This is a genomic window from Chromobacterium amazonense, from assembly GCF_001855565.1.
In the GTDB taxonomy this organism is placed as follows: Bacteria; Pseudomonadota; Gammaproteobacteria; order Burkholderiales; family Chromobacteriaceae; genus Chromobacterium; species Chromobacterium amazonense.
This window is the reverse complement of sequence record NZ_MKCR01000031.1, coordinates 360,595-378,148: the sequence shown is the minus strand read 5'-3', so window position 1 is coordinate 378,148 and position 17,554 is coordinate 360,595. Positions and strand designations below refer to the sequence as shown.

At 63.6% G+C, this 17,554-nt stretch carries 16 protein-coding genes; 8 read left to right on the top strand and 8 right to left on the bottom strand.

The window, feature by feature from the left end; all coding sequences use genetic code 11:
* The coding region (locus BI343_RS15440; protein ID WP_071110373.1) for an isochorismatase family protein at positions 1 to 464 on the bottom strand (464 nt) is incomplete at its 3' end.
* 130 nt (positions 465 to 594) lie between these two features.
* Here BI343_RS15440 and BI343_RS15435 point away from each other — a divergent pair.
* The 5 genes from BI343_RS15435 to BI343_RS15415 all read left to right on the top strand — a co-directional run bounded on the left by BI343_RS15435 (position 595) and on the right by BI343_RS15415 (position 8,168).
* A complete protein-coding gene (locus BI343_RS15435) occupies positions 595 to 2,940 on the top strand; it encodes a heavy metal translocating P-type ATPase (protein ID WP_071110347.1) in 2,346 nt (781 codons plus the stop codon).
* Between the two features lie 34 nt (positions 2,941 to 2,974).
* Positions 2,975 to 3,184 (top strand): heavy-metal-associated domain-containing protein, encoded by a 210-nt coding sequence (locus tag BI343_RS15430; RefSeq protein ID WP_043629958.1) that lies wholly within the window; start codon positions 2,975 to 2,977, stop codon positions 3,182 to 3,184.
* Positions 3,185 to 3,312: 128 nt separating this feature from the next.
* A complete protein-coding gene (locus tag BI343_RS15425) occupies positions 3,313 to 4,341 on the top strand; it encodes a linear amide C-N hydrolase (RefSeq protein ID WP_071110346.1) in 1,029 nt (342 codons plus the stop codon).
* Positions 4,342 to 4,725: 384 nt separating this feature from the next.
* Entirely contained in the window at positions 4,726 to 6,597 is a 1,872-nt protein-coding gene (locus tag BI343_RS15420) for a S9 family peptidase (RefSeq protein WP_211269440.1), read from the top strand.
* A 203-nt stretch (positions 6,598 to 6,800) separates the two neighbouring features.
* Positions 6,801 to 8,168: a glycoside hydrolase family 1 protein gene (locus tag BI343_RS15415; protein ID WP_280513343.1), complete on the top strand. Its 1,368-nt coding sequence runs from the start codon at positions 6,801 to 6,803 to the stop codon at positions 8,166 to 8,168.
* On the opposite strand, the gene BI343_RS15410 is transcribed toward BI343_RS15415, so the two are convergent.
* The 4 genes from BI343_RS15410 to lgt form a co-directional block, all read right to left on the bottom strand.
* Positions 8,169 to 8,852 carry an amino acid ABC transporter permease gene (locus tag BI343_RS15410; protein WP_071110345.1) on the bottom strand — a complete coding sequence of 228 codons (684 nt, stop codon included), beginning with the start codon at positions 8,850 to 8,852 and terminating at the stop codon, positions 8,169 to 8,171.
* Positions 8,849 to 9,589 (bottom strand): amino acid ABC transporter permease, encoded by a 741-nt coding sequence (locus tag BI343_RS15405; protein ID WP_071110344.1) that lies wholly within the window; start codon positions 9,587 to 9,589, stop codon positions 8,849 to 8,851. Before BI343_RS15405 ends, BI343_RS15410 begins: the two co-directional genes overlap by 4 nt.
* Before the next feature lie 76 nt (positions 9,590 to 9,665).
* Positions 9,666 to 10,469, bottom strand: coding sequence for an ABC transporter substrate-binding protein (locus BI343_RS15400; RefSeq protein ID WP_071110343.1), 804 nt, complete (start codon positions 10,467 to 10,469; stop codon positions 9,666 to 9,668).
* A gap of 172 nt (positions 10,470 to 10,641) precedes the next feature.
* On the bottom strand, positions 10,642 to 11,493 hold the full coding sequence (lgt, locus tag BI343_RS15395; RefSeq protein ID WP_071110342.1) for a prolipoprotein diacylglyceryl transferase: 852 nt from the start codon (positions 11,491 to 11,493) through the stop codon (positions 10,642 to 10,644).
* A gap of 197 nt (positions 11,494 to 11,690) precedes the next feature.
* On the opposite strand from lgt, the gene ilvD reads away from it, so the two are divergent.
* Complete coding sequence (ilvD, locus tag BI343_RS15390) at positions 11,691 to 13,547, top strand: dihydroxy-acid dehydratase (RefSeq protein WP_071110341.1); 1,857 nt, start codon at positions 11,691 to 11,693, stop codon at positions 13,545 to 13,547.
* Between the two features lie 156 nt (positions 13,548 to 13,703).
* Here the strand turns inward: ilvD and BI343_RS15385 are convergent, their stop codons facing one another.
* The 3 genes from BI343_RS15385 to BI343_RS15375 form a co-directional block, all read right to left on the bottom strand.
* Complete coding sequence (locus BI343_RS15385; protein ID WP_043625952.1) at positions 13,704 to 14,024, bottom strand: SMR family transporter; 321 nt, start codon at positions 14,022 to 14,024, stop codon at positions 13,704 to 13,706.
* A complete protein-coding gene (locus BI343_RS15380; RefSeq protein ID WP_223253546.1) occupies positions 14,021 to 14,347 on the bottom strand; it encodes a DMT family transporter in 327 nt (108 codons plus the stop codon). Before BI343_RS15380 ends, BI343_RS15385 begins: the two co-directional genes overlap by 4 nt.
* Positions 14,348 to 14,549: 202 nt before the next feature.
* Positions 14,550 to 15,653 (bottom strand): AAA family ATPase, encoded by a 1,104-nt coding sequence (locus tag BI343_RS15375; RefSeq protein ID WP_071110340.1) that lies wholly within the window; start codon positions 15,651 to 15,653, stop codon positions 14,550 to 14,552.
* A gap of 607 nt (positions 15,654 to 16,260) precedes the next feature.
* Here BI343_RS15375 and BI343_RS20070 point away from each other — a divergent pair.
* Positions 16,261 to 16,500: a hypothetical protein gene (locus BI343_RS20070; RefSeq protein ID WP_169829025.1), complete on the top strand. Its 240-nt coding sequence runs from the start codon at positions 16,261 to 16,263 to the stop codon at positions 16,498 to 16,500.
* On the top strand, positions 16,440 to 17,519 hold the full coding sequence (locus tag BI343_RS15370) for a hypothetical protein (RefSeq protein ID WP_071110339.1): 1,080 nt from the start codon (positions 16,440 to 16,442) through the stop codon (positions 17,517 to 17,519). Before BI343_RS20070 ends, BI343_RS15370 begins: the two co-directional genes overlap by 61 nt.
* Positions 17,520 to 17,554: the final 35 nt, after the last annotated feature.

Sequence of the window (17,554 nt, the reverse complement as noted above, 5' to 3'; positions counted from 1 at the left end):
GCCAAACCGGCCAGCCACACTTTCTTGACCCCCAGCGTATTCAGATAGCCGCCCAATCCGGTCGGCGTAGTCCGGTCCGCCTCCACGAAAGCGGAATAGCTGTCTACCGCGGCGTGTATGCCTTTGCGCACGATGAGCCGGGCGCGTTCGGTTTCCAGCTCGGCATGGAAGGCCGCGCCATGGCTGCCGGCCACGCAATGGTCCGGCCACAGCGTCTGCGCGCCGTAGGGCAGGTCTATGTTCTGGAAGGGCTGCTTGCCGGGATGGCTGCTGGCGAAGGAGATGTGGCCGCGCGGATGCCAGTCCTGGGTCAGCACCACGTTTTCGAACAACAGCGACAGGTGGTTGATCAGCGGCACCACTTCGTCGCCGCCGGGCACGGCCAGCTCGCCGCCGGGACAGAAGCTGTTCTGCACGTCCACTACCAGCAATGCGCAGTCGGGGCCATAACGTTTCAGGGGCATGGGCAACACCTTATTGTTGTGTTCAGGCGTATTTGTTAACACGCTGACGGCCATGGGTAAAGTCCATGCACGCTTTCTCGCTTGTCTTTAATACCCTTGGGGGGTATATAATGGGCGGCAGGAGGTCGTCATGACGCAATCCCTTACCCTGCCGGTTTCCGGCATGAGCTGTGCCGCCTGCGCCGCCCGCATCGAAAAACAGTTGAACCGTTTGCCCGGCGTCGACGCCGCGGTCAGCTTCGCCAGCGAGAGCGCCCAGCTGCGTTATGACCCGGCGCAGGCCAATCCGCAGCAACTGGTGGCAGTCATAGAGCGCTGCGGCTTTGCCGTGCCGCGGCAGTCGATGCGCCTCGGCATCGGCGGCATGAGCTGCGCCGCCTGCGCCGCCCGCTTGGAAAAAGCCTTGGGCAAGCTGCCAGGCGTCAGCGCCAGCGTCAGCTTCGCCGGGGAGTCGGCGCAGCTGGCATGGCTGCCAGGCATGACGGACCAGGATGCCGTGCTGGCGGCGGTGCGCCGCGCCGGCTTCGAACCCTTGCTGCCCGAGACCGAGGACAATGCCGCGGACTCCTCCGCCGCCCGCTATCGACGCGAACTGGCCTGGTTCGCCGCGTCGGCCGCGCTGACCCTGCCTTTCCTGATCGAAATGATCGCCATGTTCGCCGGCAGCCATCATGGCTGGCTGCCGCGGTTGTGGCAGCTGGCGCTGGCCACTCCCGTGCAGTTCGTCATCGGCTGGCGTTTCTATCGCGGCGCCTGGCAGGCCTTGCGCGGCGGCGTCGCCAATATGGACGTGCTGGTGGCGCTGGGCACCAGCATGGCCTGGCTGCTGTCCGCCGCGGTTACCCTGCTCAATTTGCCGGAGCAACATGTGTATTTCGAAGCCAGCGCGATGGTGATCACGCTGGTGTTATTGGGCAAGCTGCTGGAGGCGCGCGCCAAGGGGAAGGCCTCGGCGGCCATCGCCGCCTTGATGAAGCTGGCGCCCAAGACGGCGCGGGTGGAGCAGGGCGGGGAATTGATCGACGTGCCGGTGGATAGACTCAAGCATGGCGATATCGTGGTGGTGCGCCATGGAGACAGCCTGCCGGTGGATGGCGAGGTGGTGTCGGGCGAGGCCTGGCTGGACGAGAGCATGCTGACCGGAGAAAGCCGGCCGGTGGCCAAGCGCGCCGGAGACAAGGTCTACGCCGCCACGCGCAATCAGGACGGCATGCTGAAAGTGCGGGCGCAAAGCGTGGGCAGCGAAACGCAGCTGGCGGAGATTGTGCGCATGGTGGCGGCGGCTCAGGGCAGCAAGGCGCCGATCCAGCGGCTGGCTGATCGTCTCTCCTCCGTGTTCGTGCCCGCAGTCAGCGCCGTCGCGCTGCTGACGTTTCTATTGAAGGGCTGGCTGCTGGGCAGCTGGAGCACGGCCCTGATCCACGCGGTGGCGGTGCTGGTGATCGCCTGCCCCTGCGCGCTTGGCCTGGCGACGCCGACTGCCATCATGGTGGGGGTGGGCAATGGCGCGCGGCGCGGCATCTTGTTCCGCAATGCCGAGTCGCTGGAGCGGGCCGGCAAGGTGGATGTGCTGCTGGTGGACAAGACCGGCACGCTGACCAAGGGGCGGCCGGTATTGCGCCACGCGTTGGCGCTGAGCGGCGATGAGGATGCGTTGATCCAGCTGGCCGCCAGCGCGGAAGCCGGCTCCGAGCATCCCTTGGCCCGCGCCTTGCTGCAAAAAGCGCAGGAGCGGGGACTGCCGCTGCTGGCGTGCGCCGATTTCCGGGCGGAGGTGGGGCGCGGCGTCGCGGCTCAGGTGGAAGGGCGCGGCTTGGCGCGGATCGGCACGCCGGCTTGGCTGGACATGGCCATGCCCGCCGAGGCGCGCGCTTGGCAGGACGCAGGCGCCACCGTGGTGGCGGTCAGCCTGGATGATCGGGCGCTGGGCTGGCTGGCGCTGGCCGATACGCTGCGCGCCAGTTCGGCCGAGGCGCTGCGCCAGGCGCGCAGCCTGGGCGTGCGGGTGATGATGCTGACCGGCGACGACGCGGCCACCGCGCGCAGCATCGCCGCCGAGGCCGGCGTCGAGGAATGGCGCGCCGGCATGCGGCCGCAGGACAAGGCCGCCGTGGTGCGCGAGCTGCAGGCTGCCGGCCGCAAGGTGGCGATGCTGGGCGATGGCGTCAACGACGCGCCGGCCCTGGCTGCGGCCGATGTCAGCTTGGCCATGGGGTCCGGTTCCGACGTGGCGATCTCCGCCGCCGATATCACCCTGATGCGCGGGGACTTGCGCCACGCAGTGGACGCCATCCGCTTGTCGCGCCGCACGCTGGCCAAGATTCGGCAGAACCTAGCGTTTGCATTCGTGTATAACGTGCTGGGCATTCCGCTGGCGGCGCTGGGCCTGCTCAGTCCGGTGATTGCCGGCGCGGCGATGGCCGCCAGCTCGGTATCGGTGGTATCCAATTCTTTATTGTTGCGCCGTTGGCGCTGAATCAATCCTTAACTTTCATTGAGTGGAGACGAATATGGCGGACTTGATCCTTAACATCGACGGCATGACTTGCGGCGGCTGCGTCAACAGCGTGCAGGGCGTGCTGAATACCATGGCCGGCGTCAGCGACGCGGCGGTCAGCCTGGAGGCCAAGCAGGCCCAGATCAATTACGATCCGTCCATCGTCTCACCGGAAGAGTTGGCTGCCGCGGTGGCCGATGCGGGCTTCGAGGTAAGCTTCTGACGCGTCCTGAGCGAAAGATCAGTTTCGCCTGAACTGAAGGCGAGGTCTCCTATGGCCTACCCCATGTCGCCGCCTTGTCGGCGGCACCGTCCGGCGGTTGGGCATGGGACGAACGTAGGAGACCTGGCATGTGCACGCATTTTCAATTGCAGGCGAAGGACAGGAATCATGTGGTGGCCCGCTCTATGGAGTTCGCCCGTTCGCTTGATCCGGCGTTCTATATCCAGCGGCGCGGCGAGTCCTTCCAGCAGCCGGTGTGGGCCGGCGCGGATTTCCAGAAAATGGCCGATGCGCCGACGTGGTCGGTTCGCTACGGCTATGTCGGCATCAGCTCCACCAATCTGCCCTTGCCGGGGATCACCCAGCGCATCGTCTCCGACGGCTTGAACGAGGCCGGCCTCAGCGTCAGCCTGTTATGGCTGCCGGGCACTCGGTATCAGGATTTTGCCCGCGTCGAGACCACGGTGCTGGCGCCGCTATTCGCCGACTGGGTGCTGGCGCATTGCGGCAGCGTGTCGGATGTGCGCGAGCTCTTGCCGACGCGCCAATTCTGGCTGCCGGACTGGCTGGCCAAACAGCTGCCGCTGCATGCCGCCATTGTCGACAAGGACGGCCGTTCGCTGGTGGTGGAATTCCAGGATGGCCAGCAAAAGATCTACCACAACCCGGTAGGCGTCTGCACCAACGCGCCGTGGTTCCCTTGGCATCTGGACAATCTGGGAAATTACCTGAATCTGACGCCAGAGGATCCGCAGCAGCGAGAGATCGGCACCTTGCCGGTCAACCCGCCAGGGCATGGCGGCGGCATGGCCGGCTTGCCCGGCAACGCCACGCCGCCGGCGCGCTTCGTCCGCACCGTTTATGCGAAACAGTTCGCCAATCCGCCCGATGATCTGCGGCAGGCCTATGCGCTGGCTACCCATCTGCTCAATGCGGTCGATATTCCGCGCGGCACGGTGCGCGATGGCCAGGACCAGGATTACACGCAATGGGCGGTGGTGAAAGGGCTGAACAGCGGCGAGATTGCCCTGCGCACCTATGATTGCATGCAGTATTGCGGCCTGCGGCTAAACGACATCGATTTCGCCAGCGTGGCTAGCCAGGTGATTCCGCTGCCCAAGCTCGACGACATCGTTTTCATCCAGCCTGCCGGCTAACCATGAGCTCGTTTCCGGGCCGCTCAGGCCGCGCGCTTCTTGCAGATTCCTCTTAGCCAGCGGCACGCCGTGATGGCGATGTCCTTGCTGGGTCAGGAACGACAGCTGGCAGCCTTGCATCGCAACCTTGGACAGGTGGCCAACCCGGGCTGGCCGATGCAGGCCGCGGTGCCGAGGATGCGGATATCCATGGTTTTCTCCGATCTCCGCGGGAACGCTTTGCTTCGATTGCAGTCAGGCAGCAGGGTGTCGGCGCTTTTTTTGGTTGAATGCCTTTGGCATGTTGTGGGCAGGGACAGTCGGGGCTATGATCTTTGGGCGTCTTTTCTAGCCAGACGATCCGCATTCGATGGAACGCCGCGAGGACGCTATGGAAATCAGAGGATGAAAATGAAACAAACCATCATGACCGCGCTGGCGGCTTCGCTGCTGTCCGGATCGGTATGGGCGGCGGATATCCCGCTGCGCGACTTTTTCCGCAACCCGGAACAAACCAATTTCACCGTCTCTCCCGATGGCAAGAGCGTGGCCTTCCTGTCGCCGTGGGAGTCGCGCCGCAATATCGTGGTGCGCCGCCCCGGCCAGCCGGACAAGCGCGTAACGGCAGTGAAGGACCGCGATCTGGCAGGGTATTTCTGGAAGGGCAGCGATAGGCTGGTCTACGTCAAGGACAATGGCGGCGACGAAAACTTCCACCTGTTCAGCGTGGACCTGAAAACCGGCAAGACGCGCGACCTGACCCCGTTTCCCGGCGTGCGCGCGGAAATCGTGGACGGCCTGATCGACAAGGACGACCAGCTGCTGATCAGCCTGAACAAGCGCAATCGCGAAATTTTCGACGTGTACCGGGTGGACCTGAAAACCGGCAAGCTGACGCTGGAAGCGGAAAATCCGGGCAAGGTGACCAGCTGGGGCACGGACCACAAGGGCAATATCCGCATCGCCATCGAGACCGACGGCGTCAATAACACCGTGCTGTACCGCGACGAGCCGGGCGGCAAGTTCCGCAAGCTGCTCTCCACCACCTTCCGCGAGAACTTCGCGCCGCTGTTTTTCACTTTCGACAACCAGCGTTTCTACGCCGCCAGCAACCTCGGCCGCGACAAGACCGCCATCGTCGAGTACGACCCGAAGACCAATAAGGAGATCAAGGAAATCTACGCCCGCAATGATGTGGATGTGGACGGCCTCAACTACTCGCACAAGCGCAAGGTCATCACCTGCGCCGGTTTCGAAACCGACAAGCCCGGACGCGAGTGCTTCGATCCGCAGGCGCGCGAGCTGTACGCCAAGCTGCAGGCCCACCTTCCCGGTTTCCAAGTTGACATCCAGTCCGCCGACCGCAACGAGGACCGCTTCGTGGTGGCGGCGTGGAGCGACAGGACCCAAGGCAAGCGCTATCTCTACGACAGCAAGGCCGACAAGCTGACGCTACTGGCTGATATCACGCCATGGCTGCCGGCCGACAAGATGGCGGTGATGAAACCCATCCAGTACCAGAGCCGCGACGGCCTGACCATCAACGGCTACCTGACGTTGCCCAAGGGCAAGGAAGACGCCAAGGGCCTGCCGGTCATCGTCAATCCGCATGGCGGTCCATGGGCGCGAGACAGCTGGCGCTTCAATCCGGAAGTGCAGTTTTTCGCCAACCGCGGCTGGGCGGTGCTGCAGATGAACTTCCGCGGCTCCACCGGCTATGGCCGTCAGTTCTGGGAGGCTTCGTTCAAGGAGTGGGGCGGCAAGATGCAGGATGACGTCACCGACGGCGTCAACTGGCTGGTGCAGCAAGGCATCGCCGATCCGAAAAAGGTGTGCATCTACGGCGGCAGCTACGGCGGCTACGCCACGCTGGCCGGCATCACCAAGACACCGGAGCTGTACCGTTGCGCCGTCGATTACGTCGGCGTGTCCAACCTGTTCACCTTCATGACCACCATTCCGCCGTACTGGAAGCCGTTCCTGGATACGATGTACGAGATGGTGGGCCACCCGGAAAAGGACAAGGACCTGCTGCGCGAACGCTCGCCGGTATTCCATGTGGACCGCATCCAGACCCCGCTCCTAGTGCTGCAAGGCGCCAAGGACCCGCGCGTCAACATCAACGAATCGAACCAGATCGTCGATGCGCTGAAGAAGCGCGGCGTGGAAGTGGAATACATCGTCAAGGACAATGAGGGCCACGGCTTCCATAACGAGGAAAACCGTTTCGCCGCTTATGGCGCGATGGAAAAGTTCTTCAAGAAATATCTGGACTGATCGCGAAAGCCTTTGCCGAGAGCCCGCCGCCTGGCGGGCTTTTTCTTGTCCCTGGTCAAGCCGGCGGGTGAACTTGGCGGCGCCGGCGGCGACCAATAGCTCATCATCGATAGTCTTCTCCACCGGAGCATGCCATGCATCACGTCAGCCTCAAACCGTTTCCCTACAACTTCCTGTGGGGCGCCGCTTCGGCCGCCTACTAGGTGGAGGGCGCTTTCGATACCGACGGCAAGGGCTTGTCGGTGTGGGATGTTTTCGTGCGCGAGCCGGGGCGGACTTTTGAGGGCAGCAATGGCGACATGGCGGTGGACCACTATCACCGGATGGAGGAGGACGTGGCGCTGATGGCCGAGATGGGGCTGACCGCCTATCGTTTCTCGGTCAGCTGGCCGCGCGTGCTGCCGCAAGGCCGCGGCGCAGCCAACGAGGCCGGCCTGGCTTTCTACGACCGCCTGATCGACGCCTTGCTGGCGCGCGGCATCGAGCCGGTGCTGACGCTGTACCACTGGGACATGCCGCAGGCGCTGCAGGACGAATACGGCGGCTGGGAAGACCGGCGCGTCATCGACGACTTCGGCGACTACTGCGCCTTGCTATTCCGCCGCTACGGCGACCGGGTCAAGACCTGGGTGTCGCTGAACGAACAGAACTACAACCTCAGCAATGCCTACCTGCTGGCGACGCACCCGCCGGCGCTGGCCGACCGCAAGCGCTTCTACGCCGCCAACCACATCGCCTTTCTCGCCAACGCGCGCGCCATCATGCTGTTCCGCCAACTGGTGCCGGATGGCCGCATCGGGCCAAGCTTCGCCTATTCGCCGGCCTATCCGGCGTCCTGCGCGCCGGCGGACCTGCTGGCTTTCGACAATGCCGAGGAATTCACCAACCACTGGTGGCTGGACACCTACTGCTACGGCCGCTATCCGCAAGTGGCGCTGGCCTGGCTGCGCCAGCGCGGCGAAGCGCCGGACATCTTACCCGGCGACATGGCGGCGCTGGCGGCGGCCAAGCCGGATTTCATCGGCCTCAACTACTATTACACGCTGACCTATACCGACAACCCGCCGGACGGGGTTGGGCTGCAGCGCATCAACACCACTGGGCAGAAGGGCAGCACGCCCTCCAGCGGCGTGCCCGGCCTGTACCGCACCACGCCGAATCCGCAACTGGAGACGTCAAACTGGGACTGGGCGATAGACCCGACCGGCCTGCGCATCGCCTTGCGCCGCCTGACCAGCCGCTATGCGCTCCCGGTGCTGATCACCGAGAACGGCCTGGGCGAGTTCGACCGGCTGGAAGACGACGACCAGGTCCATGACGTTTACCGCATCGATTACCTGCGCCGCCATCTGGCGGCCTGCCAGGAAGCGATCAGCGACGGGGCGGCGCTGCTCGGCTTCTGCGCCTGGTCGTTCACCGACATTCTCAGCTGGCTCAACGGCTACCAGAAGCGCTACGGCTTCGTCTACGTCAACCGCGACGAGACCGACGCCCGCGACCTGCGCCGCGTGCGCAAAGACAGCTTCTTCTGGTATCAGCGGGTGATCGCCAGCGGCGGCCGCGAGCGGTGATCATACGGCTCGGCGCCAGCGGCGCTCGGCCAGATGGCCGCCCAGCTGCAGCAGACCGCACAGCAGCAGGTAGCCGACGGCGATGGCGCTGAAGATTTCCAGCGGATACACCTGCTCGCGGTTGTTGACCTGGGTGGCGACGAAAGTGAACTCAGCCACGCCGACGATATAGGCCAGCGAGCTGTCTTTCAGCAGCGACACCCACTGGTTGACGAATGAGGGCAGCATGATGCGCAGGGCCTGCGGCAGAATCAGCCAGCGCAGCGTCTGCCAGCGCGAGAAGCCCAGCGCCAGCCCGGCGTGCCACTGGCCGCGGCCGACGGCGCTCAGACCGGCCAGCACCGCCTGGCCCAAATAGGCGGAGTGGATCAGCGCCAGCGCCAGAATCACGGTTAGCAAGCCCGGAATGTCGACGCCAAACAATAGCGGCAGCAGAAAGTAGCACCAGAAGATCAGCATCAGCACCGGGATGGCGCGCAGCACCGCGGTGACAGCCATCAGGGCGCGCCGCAGCGCAGCGCCGCCCATCAGTTGGGCGATGCCCAGCGCCAGGCCCAGACCGCTGGCCAGCAAGGCGGCGGCCAGGCTCAGCAGCGCCGTCAGCAGCAGACCGCCGGCTTCGCCATTGGCGAGATTGCCCCACAGCAGGTAGTCGAGGTTGTCATGAATCACGGCTGGGATCATCGCAGCGTCCTCCAGGCCGGCTCCGGCCGCTGCGCCAGCAGTTGGGTGAGCAGCACCAGAATCAGATACAGCGAGGTGGCGACGGCGAAAGCCTGGAAGGCCAGCAGCGTTTCGGTTTCCACCTGGCGCGAGGCGTAGGACAGCTCGGCCAGGCCGATGGCCATGGTCAGCGAGGTATTCTTGACGATGGCGGTGTATTGGCCCACCAGCGGCCGCCTCACCAGTTGCCAAGCCTGCGGCAGCACCACCAGGCGCAGGACCTGCCAGCCGCGCATGCCCAGCGCCCGCGCCGCCAGTCGCTGGCCTTTGGGCACGGCGTTGAGGCCGGACTGCAGCTCGCCGCAGATGAAAGCTGCGCTGTACAGCGTCAGCGCAGTGAAGGCGGCCAGAAATTCAAATGATGGCCAGGGCAGGGCCAGGTCGAAGGGCAGCGCCAGCGCGCGCGGCGTGTTCAGCCAGAGTTTCGCCTCGTCCGGCAGCAGGCCGGACACGCCGAAATACCACAGCAGCAGTTGCACCATCAGCGGCGTGTTGCGGTGCAGGCCGACGAACAGCCGCGTCGCCAGCCGCAGCGGTTTCCAAGGCTGGTCGAGCAGCGCGGTCAGGGCGATGCCGAGCAGGCTGGCGGCGGCGATGACCAGCAGCGACAGCCAGCCGGTCAGCAGCGCGCCCTTGCCCAGCCAGATGAGATAGTGCGGCTCCAGCCAGTTGTGGCCGAGCCAGGCGGGTGGGGTCATGCGAGTGTCTTTCTACAGCGGTGAAACGGCAAAACCGCCGGGGATGCCGGCGGTTGCGAAGTGGGACGGGCCGGGATCAGGTCGCGTCGCCGATCTTGAAGTCGCGCGGCAGCGGGGCCTTGGTCTTGGGGCCGAACCAGTGGTCGTAGATCTTGGCCGCTTCGCCGCTCTTTTCCAGCTGCTGCAGCATCTCGTTCACCACCTTGGCCAGGCGCGCCTCGCCCTTGGGCAGGCCGATGGCCTGGAATTCTCGGGTCAGCGTGAACGGCGCCAGCTCATACTTGGCCTTGTCCGGCGCGTTGGCCAGCAGCGCGGCCAGCTTGGAGCCGTCCTGGGTGATGGCCTGGACGTTGCCGTTGCGCAGCGCGGTGAAAGCCAGCGGGGTGTCGTCATACGCTACGACCGTGGTCTTCGGATATTTGTCGCGCAGGTAGACTTCCTGCGTGGTGCCCTTGTCCACGCCCACCCGCAGGCCGGCCAGCTGCTCCGGTTTCTGCAGCGTGCCCTTGCGCGCGATGAACTGCTGGCCGGACGCGAAGTAGGGCAGGCTGAAGTCCACTTGCTTCTTGCGCTCGTCGGTCACGGTGAAGTTGGCTGCCACGATGTCGGCCTTGCCGGACACCAAGAGCGGCACGCGGTTGGCCGGATTGGTCGGCACCAGTTGCAGCTTCACGCCCAGCTGTTTGGCGATGTGCTGAGCCACATCGACATCCAGACCGACGATCTGGCGGCTCTTGGCGTCGAGGAAGCCAAACGGCGGATTGCTGTCGAAAGCGGCGACGCGCAGCACGCCGGCTTTCTTGATGTCGTCCAGGCGGTCGGCCAGGGCGGCGGTGGAGGTCAGTGCGACGGCGAGTGCGAGGGCGAGAGTCTTTTTCATGGCGAGCCTTGTAAAGTGCTAATGATGCGGGATCGATTGGCGCTATCTTACCCTGCCCAGTTAATTCCAATAAATTCTAAAAAATTAGTTGTATATTCCTGTTCTTGTTTTTGGCGCGGCAAGCATAAAAAAGCCGGGCTATCCCGGCTTTTCTAATCGCGCGATGCGCGGCTCAGGCTGGTTTGCGTCTGCCGAAGAACAGGAACAGCGCCACGCCGATGACTATCATCGGCAGGCTCAGCCACTGGCCCATGCTGATCACGTCGGACTTGCCGAAGATGCCGGCATCGGGATTGCGGAAGTATTCGCTGATGAAGCGGGCCAGGCCGTAGCCGATCAGGAATACCGCCGACACCTGGCCGCGCGCGCGCGGCTTGGCGCTGTACAGCCACAGCGCGCCGAACAGCACGATGCCTTCCAGCGCGAACTCGTACAGCTGAGACGGATGGCGCAGCAGGCCGCCGTAATGCATCAGCATGTTCATCAGGTCAGATGACTGCTGCGCCTCGGCGATGTCGTCCATCCGCGCCTGAGGGAACAGCATGGCCCATGGCAGCTCCGGACCGGCCACGCGGCCCCACAGCTCGCCGTTGATGAAGTTGCCGACGCGGCCGGCGGCCAGGCCCAGCGGCACCAGCGGGGCGATGAAGTCGGTCAGCTGCCAGAAGCCGCGGCCCACTTTGCGGCCGTAGATCGCCACCGCGATCAGCACGCCGAGGAAGCCGCCGTGGAAGGACATGCCGCCTTTCCACACCATGAAGATTTCCAGCGGATGGCTGAAATAGTAGCCGGGCTGGTAGAACAGCACCTCGCCCAGGCGGCCGCCGACCACCACGCCAACCGCGCCGTACATCAGCATGTCGTCCAGCTGCGGCACGGTCAGCACGTCGTTGCCGTTTTTCAGGCGGTATTTGCCCAGGGTGAGGAACAGGGCGAAGCCCAGCAGGTACATCAGGCCGTACCAGTGCACGGCGAGCGGGCCGAGATGAACGGCAACCGGGTCGAACTGAGGATGAATCAGCATTTGTCAGGGATGTGCGTTTGCGGTAAAAGAAATGGTTGACGAGATTATACGGAAAGCGTTCCCCGCCGTCGCGCCGCTCATCCGCTGCGCCTGGGCAAAAGGCAGGCCCACCCGGCACCCGCGGGCCTGCTGCCGCAAGCTTACCCTGCCTGCGTGACGGAATGACGACCGGCTTTGAACCTATTAAAGGAAGCATCATGCCCCAATACCGCTCCCGCACTTCCACCGCCGGCCGCAATATGGCGGGTGCCCGCGCGCTGTGGCGCGCCACCGGGATGACCGACGCCGACTTCGGCAAGCCCATCATCGCCGTCGCCAACTCCTTCACCCAGTTTGTGCCCGGCCACGTTCATCTGCAGAACATGGGCCAGCTGGTGGCGCGCGAGATCGAAAAAGCCGGCGGCGTGGCCAAGGAATTCAACACCATCGCCATCGACGACGGCATCGCCATGGGCCACGGCGGCATGCTGTACAGCCTGCCTTCGCGCGACCTGATCGCCGACAGCGTGGAATACATGGTCAACGCCCACTGCGCCGACGCGCTGGTGTGCATCTCCAATTGCGACAAGATCACCCCCGGCATGCTGATGGCGGCGATGCGGCTCAACATCCCGGTGGTGTTCGTCTCCGGCGGGCCGATGGAGGCCGGCAAGGTGCAGTGGGGCAATGAGGTGCGCAAGCTGGACCTGGTGGACGCGATGGTGGAGGCCGCCAACAGCGCGGTGTCCGATGCCGACGTCGACCGCGTCGAGCGCTCCGCCTGTCCGACCTGCGGCTCCTGCTCCGGCATGTTCACGGCGAACTCGATGAACTGCCTGACCGAGGCGCTGGGCCTGAGCTTGCCCGGCAACGGCAGCCTGGTGGCGACCCACTCGGACAGAAAAGAACTGTTTCTCAAGGCCGGCCGCCTGATCGTCGAATTGGCCAAGCGCCATTACGAGGGCGAGGACTATTCCATCCTGCCGCGCGGCATCGCCACCAAGCAGGCGTTCGAGAACGCGATGAGCCTGGACGTGGCGATGGGCGGCTCCACCAATACCGTGCTGCACTTGCTGGCTGCCGCCAGCGAAGCGGGCGTGGATTTCAAGATGGCCGACATCGACCGCATCAGCCGCGGCGTGCCGTGTCTGTCCAAGGTGGCGCCGGCCACGCAGAAGTATCATATGGAAGACGTGCATCGCGCCGGCGGCGTGATCGGCATCCTGGCCGAGCTGGACCGCGCCGGTCTGCTGCACCGCGATGTGCCCACCGTGCACAGCCCCAGTCTGGGCGCGGCCATTGAACAATGGGATGTGATGCGCCATGGCGAAGGCAGCGAGGCGCATCGCTTTTACCGCGCCGCGCCGGGCGGGGTGGCCACCACCATCGCCTTCTCGCAATCCATGCGCTACCCGACGCTGGATGACGACCGCGCCGACGGCTGCATCCGCGACAAGACGCACGCCTATTCGCAGGATGGCGGCCTGGCGGTGCTATACGGCAATATCGCCGAGCGAGGCTGCATCGTGAAGACGGCGGGCGTTGACGAATCGATACTGAAATTCACCGGACGCGCGCGCATCTTTGAAAGCCAGGACGCGGCGGTGGAGGCCATTCTGGCCGACCGCATCGTCGCCGGCGACATCGTCATTATCCGCTACGAGGGGCCGAAAGGCGGGCCGGGCATGCAGGAGATGCTGTATCCCACCTCGTATCTGAAATCCAAGGGTCTCGGCAAGGCCTGCGCCTTGCTGACCGATGGCCGCTTCTCCGGCGGCACGTCCGGGCTCAGCATCGGCCACGTTTCGCCGGAAGCGGCGGAGGGCGGCGCGATTGGCTTGGCGGAAGAGGGCGACACGGTGGAGATCGACATCCCCAACCGCCGCATTCATCTGGCCGTTTCCGATGAGGAGCTGGCCAAGCGCCGCGCGGCGATGGAGGCGAAAGGCCGCGACGCTTGGAAGCCGCTGGGCCGCGATCGAGTCGTCAGCCCGGCCCTGCGCGCTTACGCGGCGATGACCACCAGCGCGGATACCGGCGCCGTGCGCGACGTGTCGCAAGTGGAACGTAAATAATCCACGGTAGGGTGTAGTCACCCCGCAGGGGCGACGCACCGGACAGGACCGGATAGAGAAAGGGGAGGCCAAGCGCCTCCCCTTTTTGTTCCAGGCGGGCCTGAAAATTTCGCCGCGGTCCCGCTCGGGACGGTGGAATTTTCGGGCCTGGCTGTTTTACACGGTGGACAAGGTCACCACCGCTGCCGCGACGATGCCGATGCCGGCCCAGCCTATCGGCTTCAGTTTTTGCTTGTACAGCAGGCGGCCGCCGATGGCGGTGCCGAGAATCCCGATGGAACCCCACAATGCGTAGGCGATGGCCAAGTCCATGCCTTTCACGGCTTGTCCCAGCAGCGCGAAGGCCAGCCACACCAGCAGGATGGCGCCGATACCCCATAGTTTGCGGCGGAAGCCGTCAGATTTTTCCAGCATCAGATTGGCGCCTACTTCTATCAGCGCCGAGGCCAGCACGAATAATAAGTATAGGGTTTTCATGCTGCGGCCTCCTCGTCATGAGGTTCGCCAAGCGTCACGCAAGTCAGGCCCAGCAAGGCCAGCGCCAGTCCAATCAGCTCTTGCGGCACCAGCTTTTCGCCGAACAGCCAGACGCTGACGACGGTGAGTCCAATCAGACCCAGTCCTTCCCATACGGCGTAGGCCACGCCGACCGAAATGCCGCGCAGTGCCAGAGACAGCAGGTAATAAGACAAAGCCAGCGCGCCCGCCATCCAGATATAACCCAGATAGCCGCCGTTGCGAGCCGCGATGGCCATGAAGGAAGTGCCGATAATTTCACAGACAATCGCTGCGAACAGCATGACCCAAGCCAGCAATAATGGAGAACATAATTTTCTATACATAGTGTTGAATAAAATAAACAAGACAGAGGTCTGACCCAGGCTGGCTTCGCAGAGTTCCCCGCAGGTTTTCGCTATAAAATCGGGATATCGGCGAAAATAAAGAAAAATACGATCAAAAGACGTAAAAAAGCCGCCTGGCGGCGGCTGGGGACAAATCGCTTCAGTAGTCGTCGTGCAGCAGGGTTTCGCCGTCCTGCAGGGCGAGCGGAAACAGCTTCAGGGGACGATGGCGGCGGATCAGTTCGGCCAGATGCGGCGAGTGGCTGGTGACCCAGATCTGGCTGTAGCGGCTGGCTTCCGCTATCAGCCGCGCCAGTGAAGGCAGCAGCGCTGGATGCAGGCTGTTTTCCGGTTCGTTAAGCGCCATGAAGGCAGGCGGGCGCGGGCTGAGCAGAGCGACGGTCAGACACAAGAAGCGCAACGTGCCATCGGACAGCTCGGCGGCCTCCAGCGGCCGCAGCAGGCCCTCGCGTTGCATCAGCATCTGGAAACGGCCCTGGGCGGCATCCACCAGGAAATGGCTGTCGGGAAAGGCCTCGGCCAATACGCTGCGCAGCAAGTCGCTGTCGCCTATCTCGACAATAGTCTGGTAGGCCGCGGCAAGGTTGGCGCCGTCGTGCGCCAGCACCGGCGAGCGTATGCCCACTTGCGGCGCGCGCAGCGGCGAGCCCGGCCAGACGGCGAACTCGTGGTAGAAGCGCCAGTTGCGCAAGGTTTCCCGCAGTTGCGACAGCTCCGGGTAACGGTGCGGTTCGGCCAGTTGGCCGAAGATGGATTCTTCCGCCCGCAGGCTGGCTGGGTAGCTCATCCGTTCCCCGTCCGCGCCGCAGAGAAAGGCCGTTTGATTGCGGCGCTCCAGCAACAGGGTTGACGGCCTGCGGCCATGGCTGGCCAGCCAGAGGCTTTCCTCTTTCACCAGCGGGTCCAGAGAGAACAGGCTGCTGCTGGTTTTGGGTTCGAGGTAACCGAGTTGTAGCTCGTAGTCGCAGTCATCCAGTTTGGCCGACAGAATCATGCGCTTCGGCGCGCGGGCCTTGTCGCCGCGGCGCGGCCCGCCGGCCCACATCGCTTTCTGGATGCCGCCTTCCTCGGCCAGCGCTGCGGCCAGTCGGCCTTCGGCCGAGGCGTGCAATAGATGGATGGCCTTGTACAAATTGGATTTGCCGCAGCCGTTGGCGCCGACGACGACGTTGAGGGCCTCCAGCTCTAATGTCAGTTTGCGGATCGAGCGGAAGCCGGCCAGGCTGATGCTGTTGATGGGCATGGTGAGAGTAGGGTGGCAGAAGGGATTGTGACTAGCGGCGGCGGGGAGGGTTCCGCTTTGGCTATCTTGTTAGGTATTGATCATTGTCATAATTCTGGAAGGCAATGGTGCTATTATGGCGCTGTCCTTGTAGGACAATTGGGAACTTGCAGCCGTGCCTGCAGTCCATCCAGACTCATCCCTGCGCTGTTTCTGCGTGTTCAGTTATCGCCAAATCGAACAATTCCTCCTGTCGCTTATTCGTTTTATTTCGGAAATGAAATATTTCTTAAAGTACAATGGGATATTGTAAGGTATTTTTTTACATTTTCAGCATGGCTATTGTGGCTTTCCCGTATAGCCGAATGTTCGACCATCTTGTTTTCGATAGTATTCGCTTCCTGTTTTGTATTGAGTTGCGCTTGATGAAGTTGTGAAGGGATTGTGCGTACTGCAATGATTTTTAAGAGTTTTGCCAAGGACTGGCGGTAGGGCGGGCAAAAAAAATGCGCGGTGCCTTACGGCCCGCGCCAAGTCTACAAAGGAGAAATAGAGGAGAAACTATCAAGAAGCAATTGCTGCATCTCAACGAGAACGGATTATCCGGATAGCGCTGCCAGGTGTCAACATGTGCGTTTTCGAAAATGTCGAGAAATATAACTTTTTGTCGCGCTTAAATACATTTATTGTTTATGGGCGCAGTGCTGGCAAGGTTTTACGTTTTTGTCATGTTGCGCTCGCGGCTGAGCAAGCGCGTGGCGGCTGTGCCACAATACGTTTTTTTCGACTGTTGCAGGATGCCCGCCCATGGACGCTGTCCGTCACCTTCTTCCCGATCCGCGTCAATATCACCCGCAAGTTTCCCTGACCAACCGACTGATCCATCATGCCCAGTCCGTGCTGGACGCGCCGGACGCCGGCGAGCGCGATATGTGGCGCCAGGCTCTGGTGGGGGCAATCGACGAGATGTTGCAGCGTGGGGAGGTTTTGTCGATCTCCGTGGCCTTGGCCATGGTGCCGACGCAGGCCTGTTATCAGATCGTCTGGGACGCTTTGCGCCAGGCGGTGGAAGAAACCGGCGGCGCGCGCGCGTTGGTGTTCGCCTTGCCGCTGGTCTTGGTGGCCGGCAGCCGCGAGCAGGCCGAGCTGCCCGGCGCGATTGCCGATGTCGAGGGCTTGAACGCGTTGCTGCGCCAGCATGGCGTATTCGCCGCGGATTGCGACGCGGCTTTGTCCGGCGTGTTGCTGCATCCGGACAGCCTGGTGGGGCTGGATGCCCTGAGCTTATATAGAATGGCCCGGCAAGGCGAGGCTGCCCGCGACGGCTTGCCGGCGCAGGCGGCGCCGGTCACCGTCAAGGAAGAGGGCGTATTCCTGCGCTACCTGATAGGCGTGGCCGTGCAGCGCGAAGGCGAGCCGTGTCCGGTCAGGCTAGGCGGTTCGGTCGGCGCCTGGGGCATGCCGCTGATGAAGTTCCTGGGCGAACAGCTGCGGACCGATGGCGTGACGCTGTTCCCGATTGCCCGGCCGCCGCTGCCGGCGATGCAGGCGCTGGTGGCCGGCAACCATGCCCGCTTCGAGGTGGCGCTGCAAGTATTCGCCAGCAGCCAGATCCGCCGTCTGCGCGAACTGGACAAAGAGCCGGTGGCCATTGTTTCCGCGCATGAGAACGGCGAGCTGCACTTCACCGTTTCCGCCAAGGGAGACGAGCGCAACTGGGAAGGCTTTGTCTGGCCGCTGGCCTCGCTGGATAACGTCAAGCTGATCGAAGAAAACTTCCGCGAGTTGATGAGCGAGTGCCGGGTGCGCGATGTGCATGTGTTGCCCGAATTGCAGCCGGAAAGCCGCGACGGCGTGCCGCTGTTTTTCACGGCGGATGATTTGTAAGTTGCCTGGAGCAAGGGGGCCCGGCATCGCGCGGG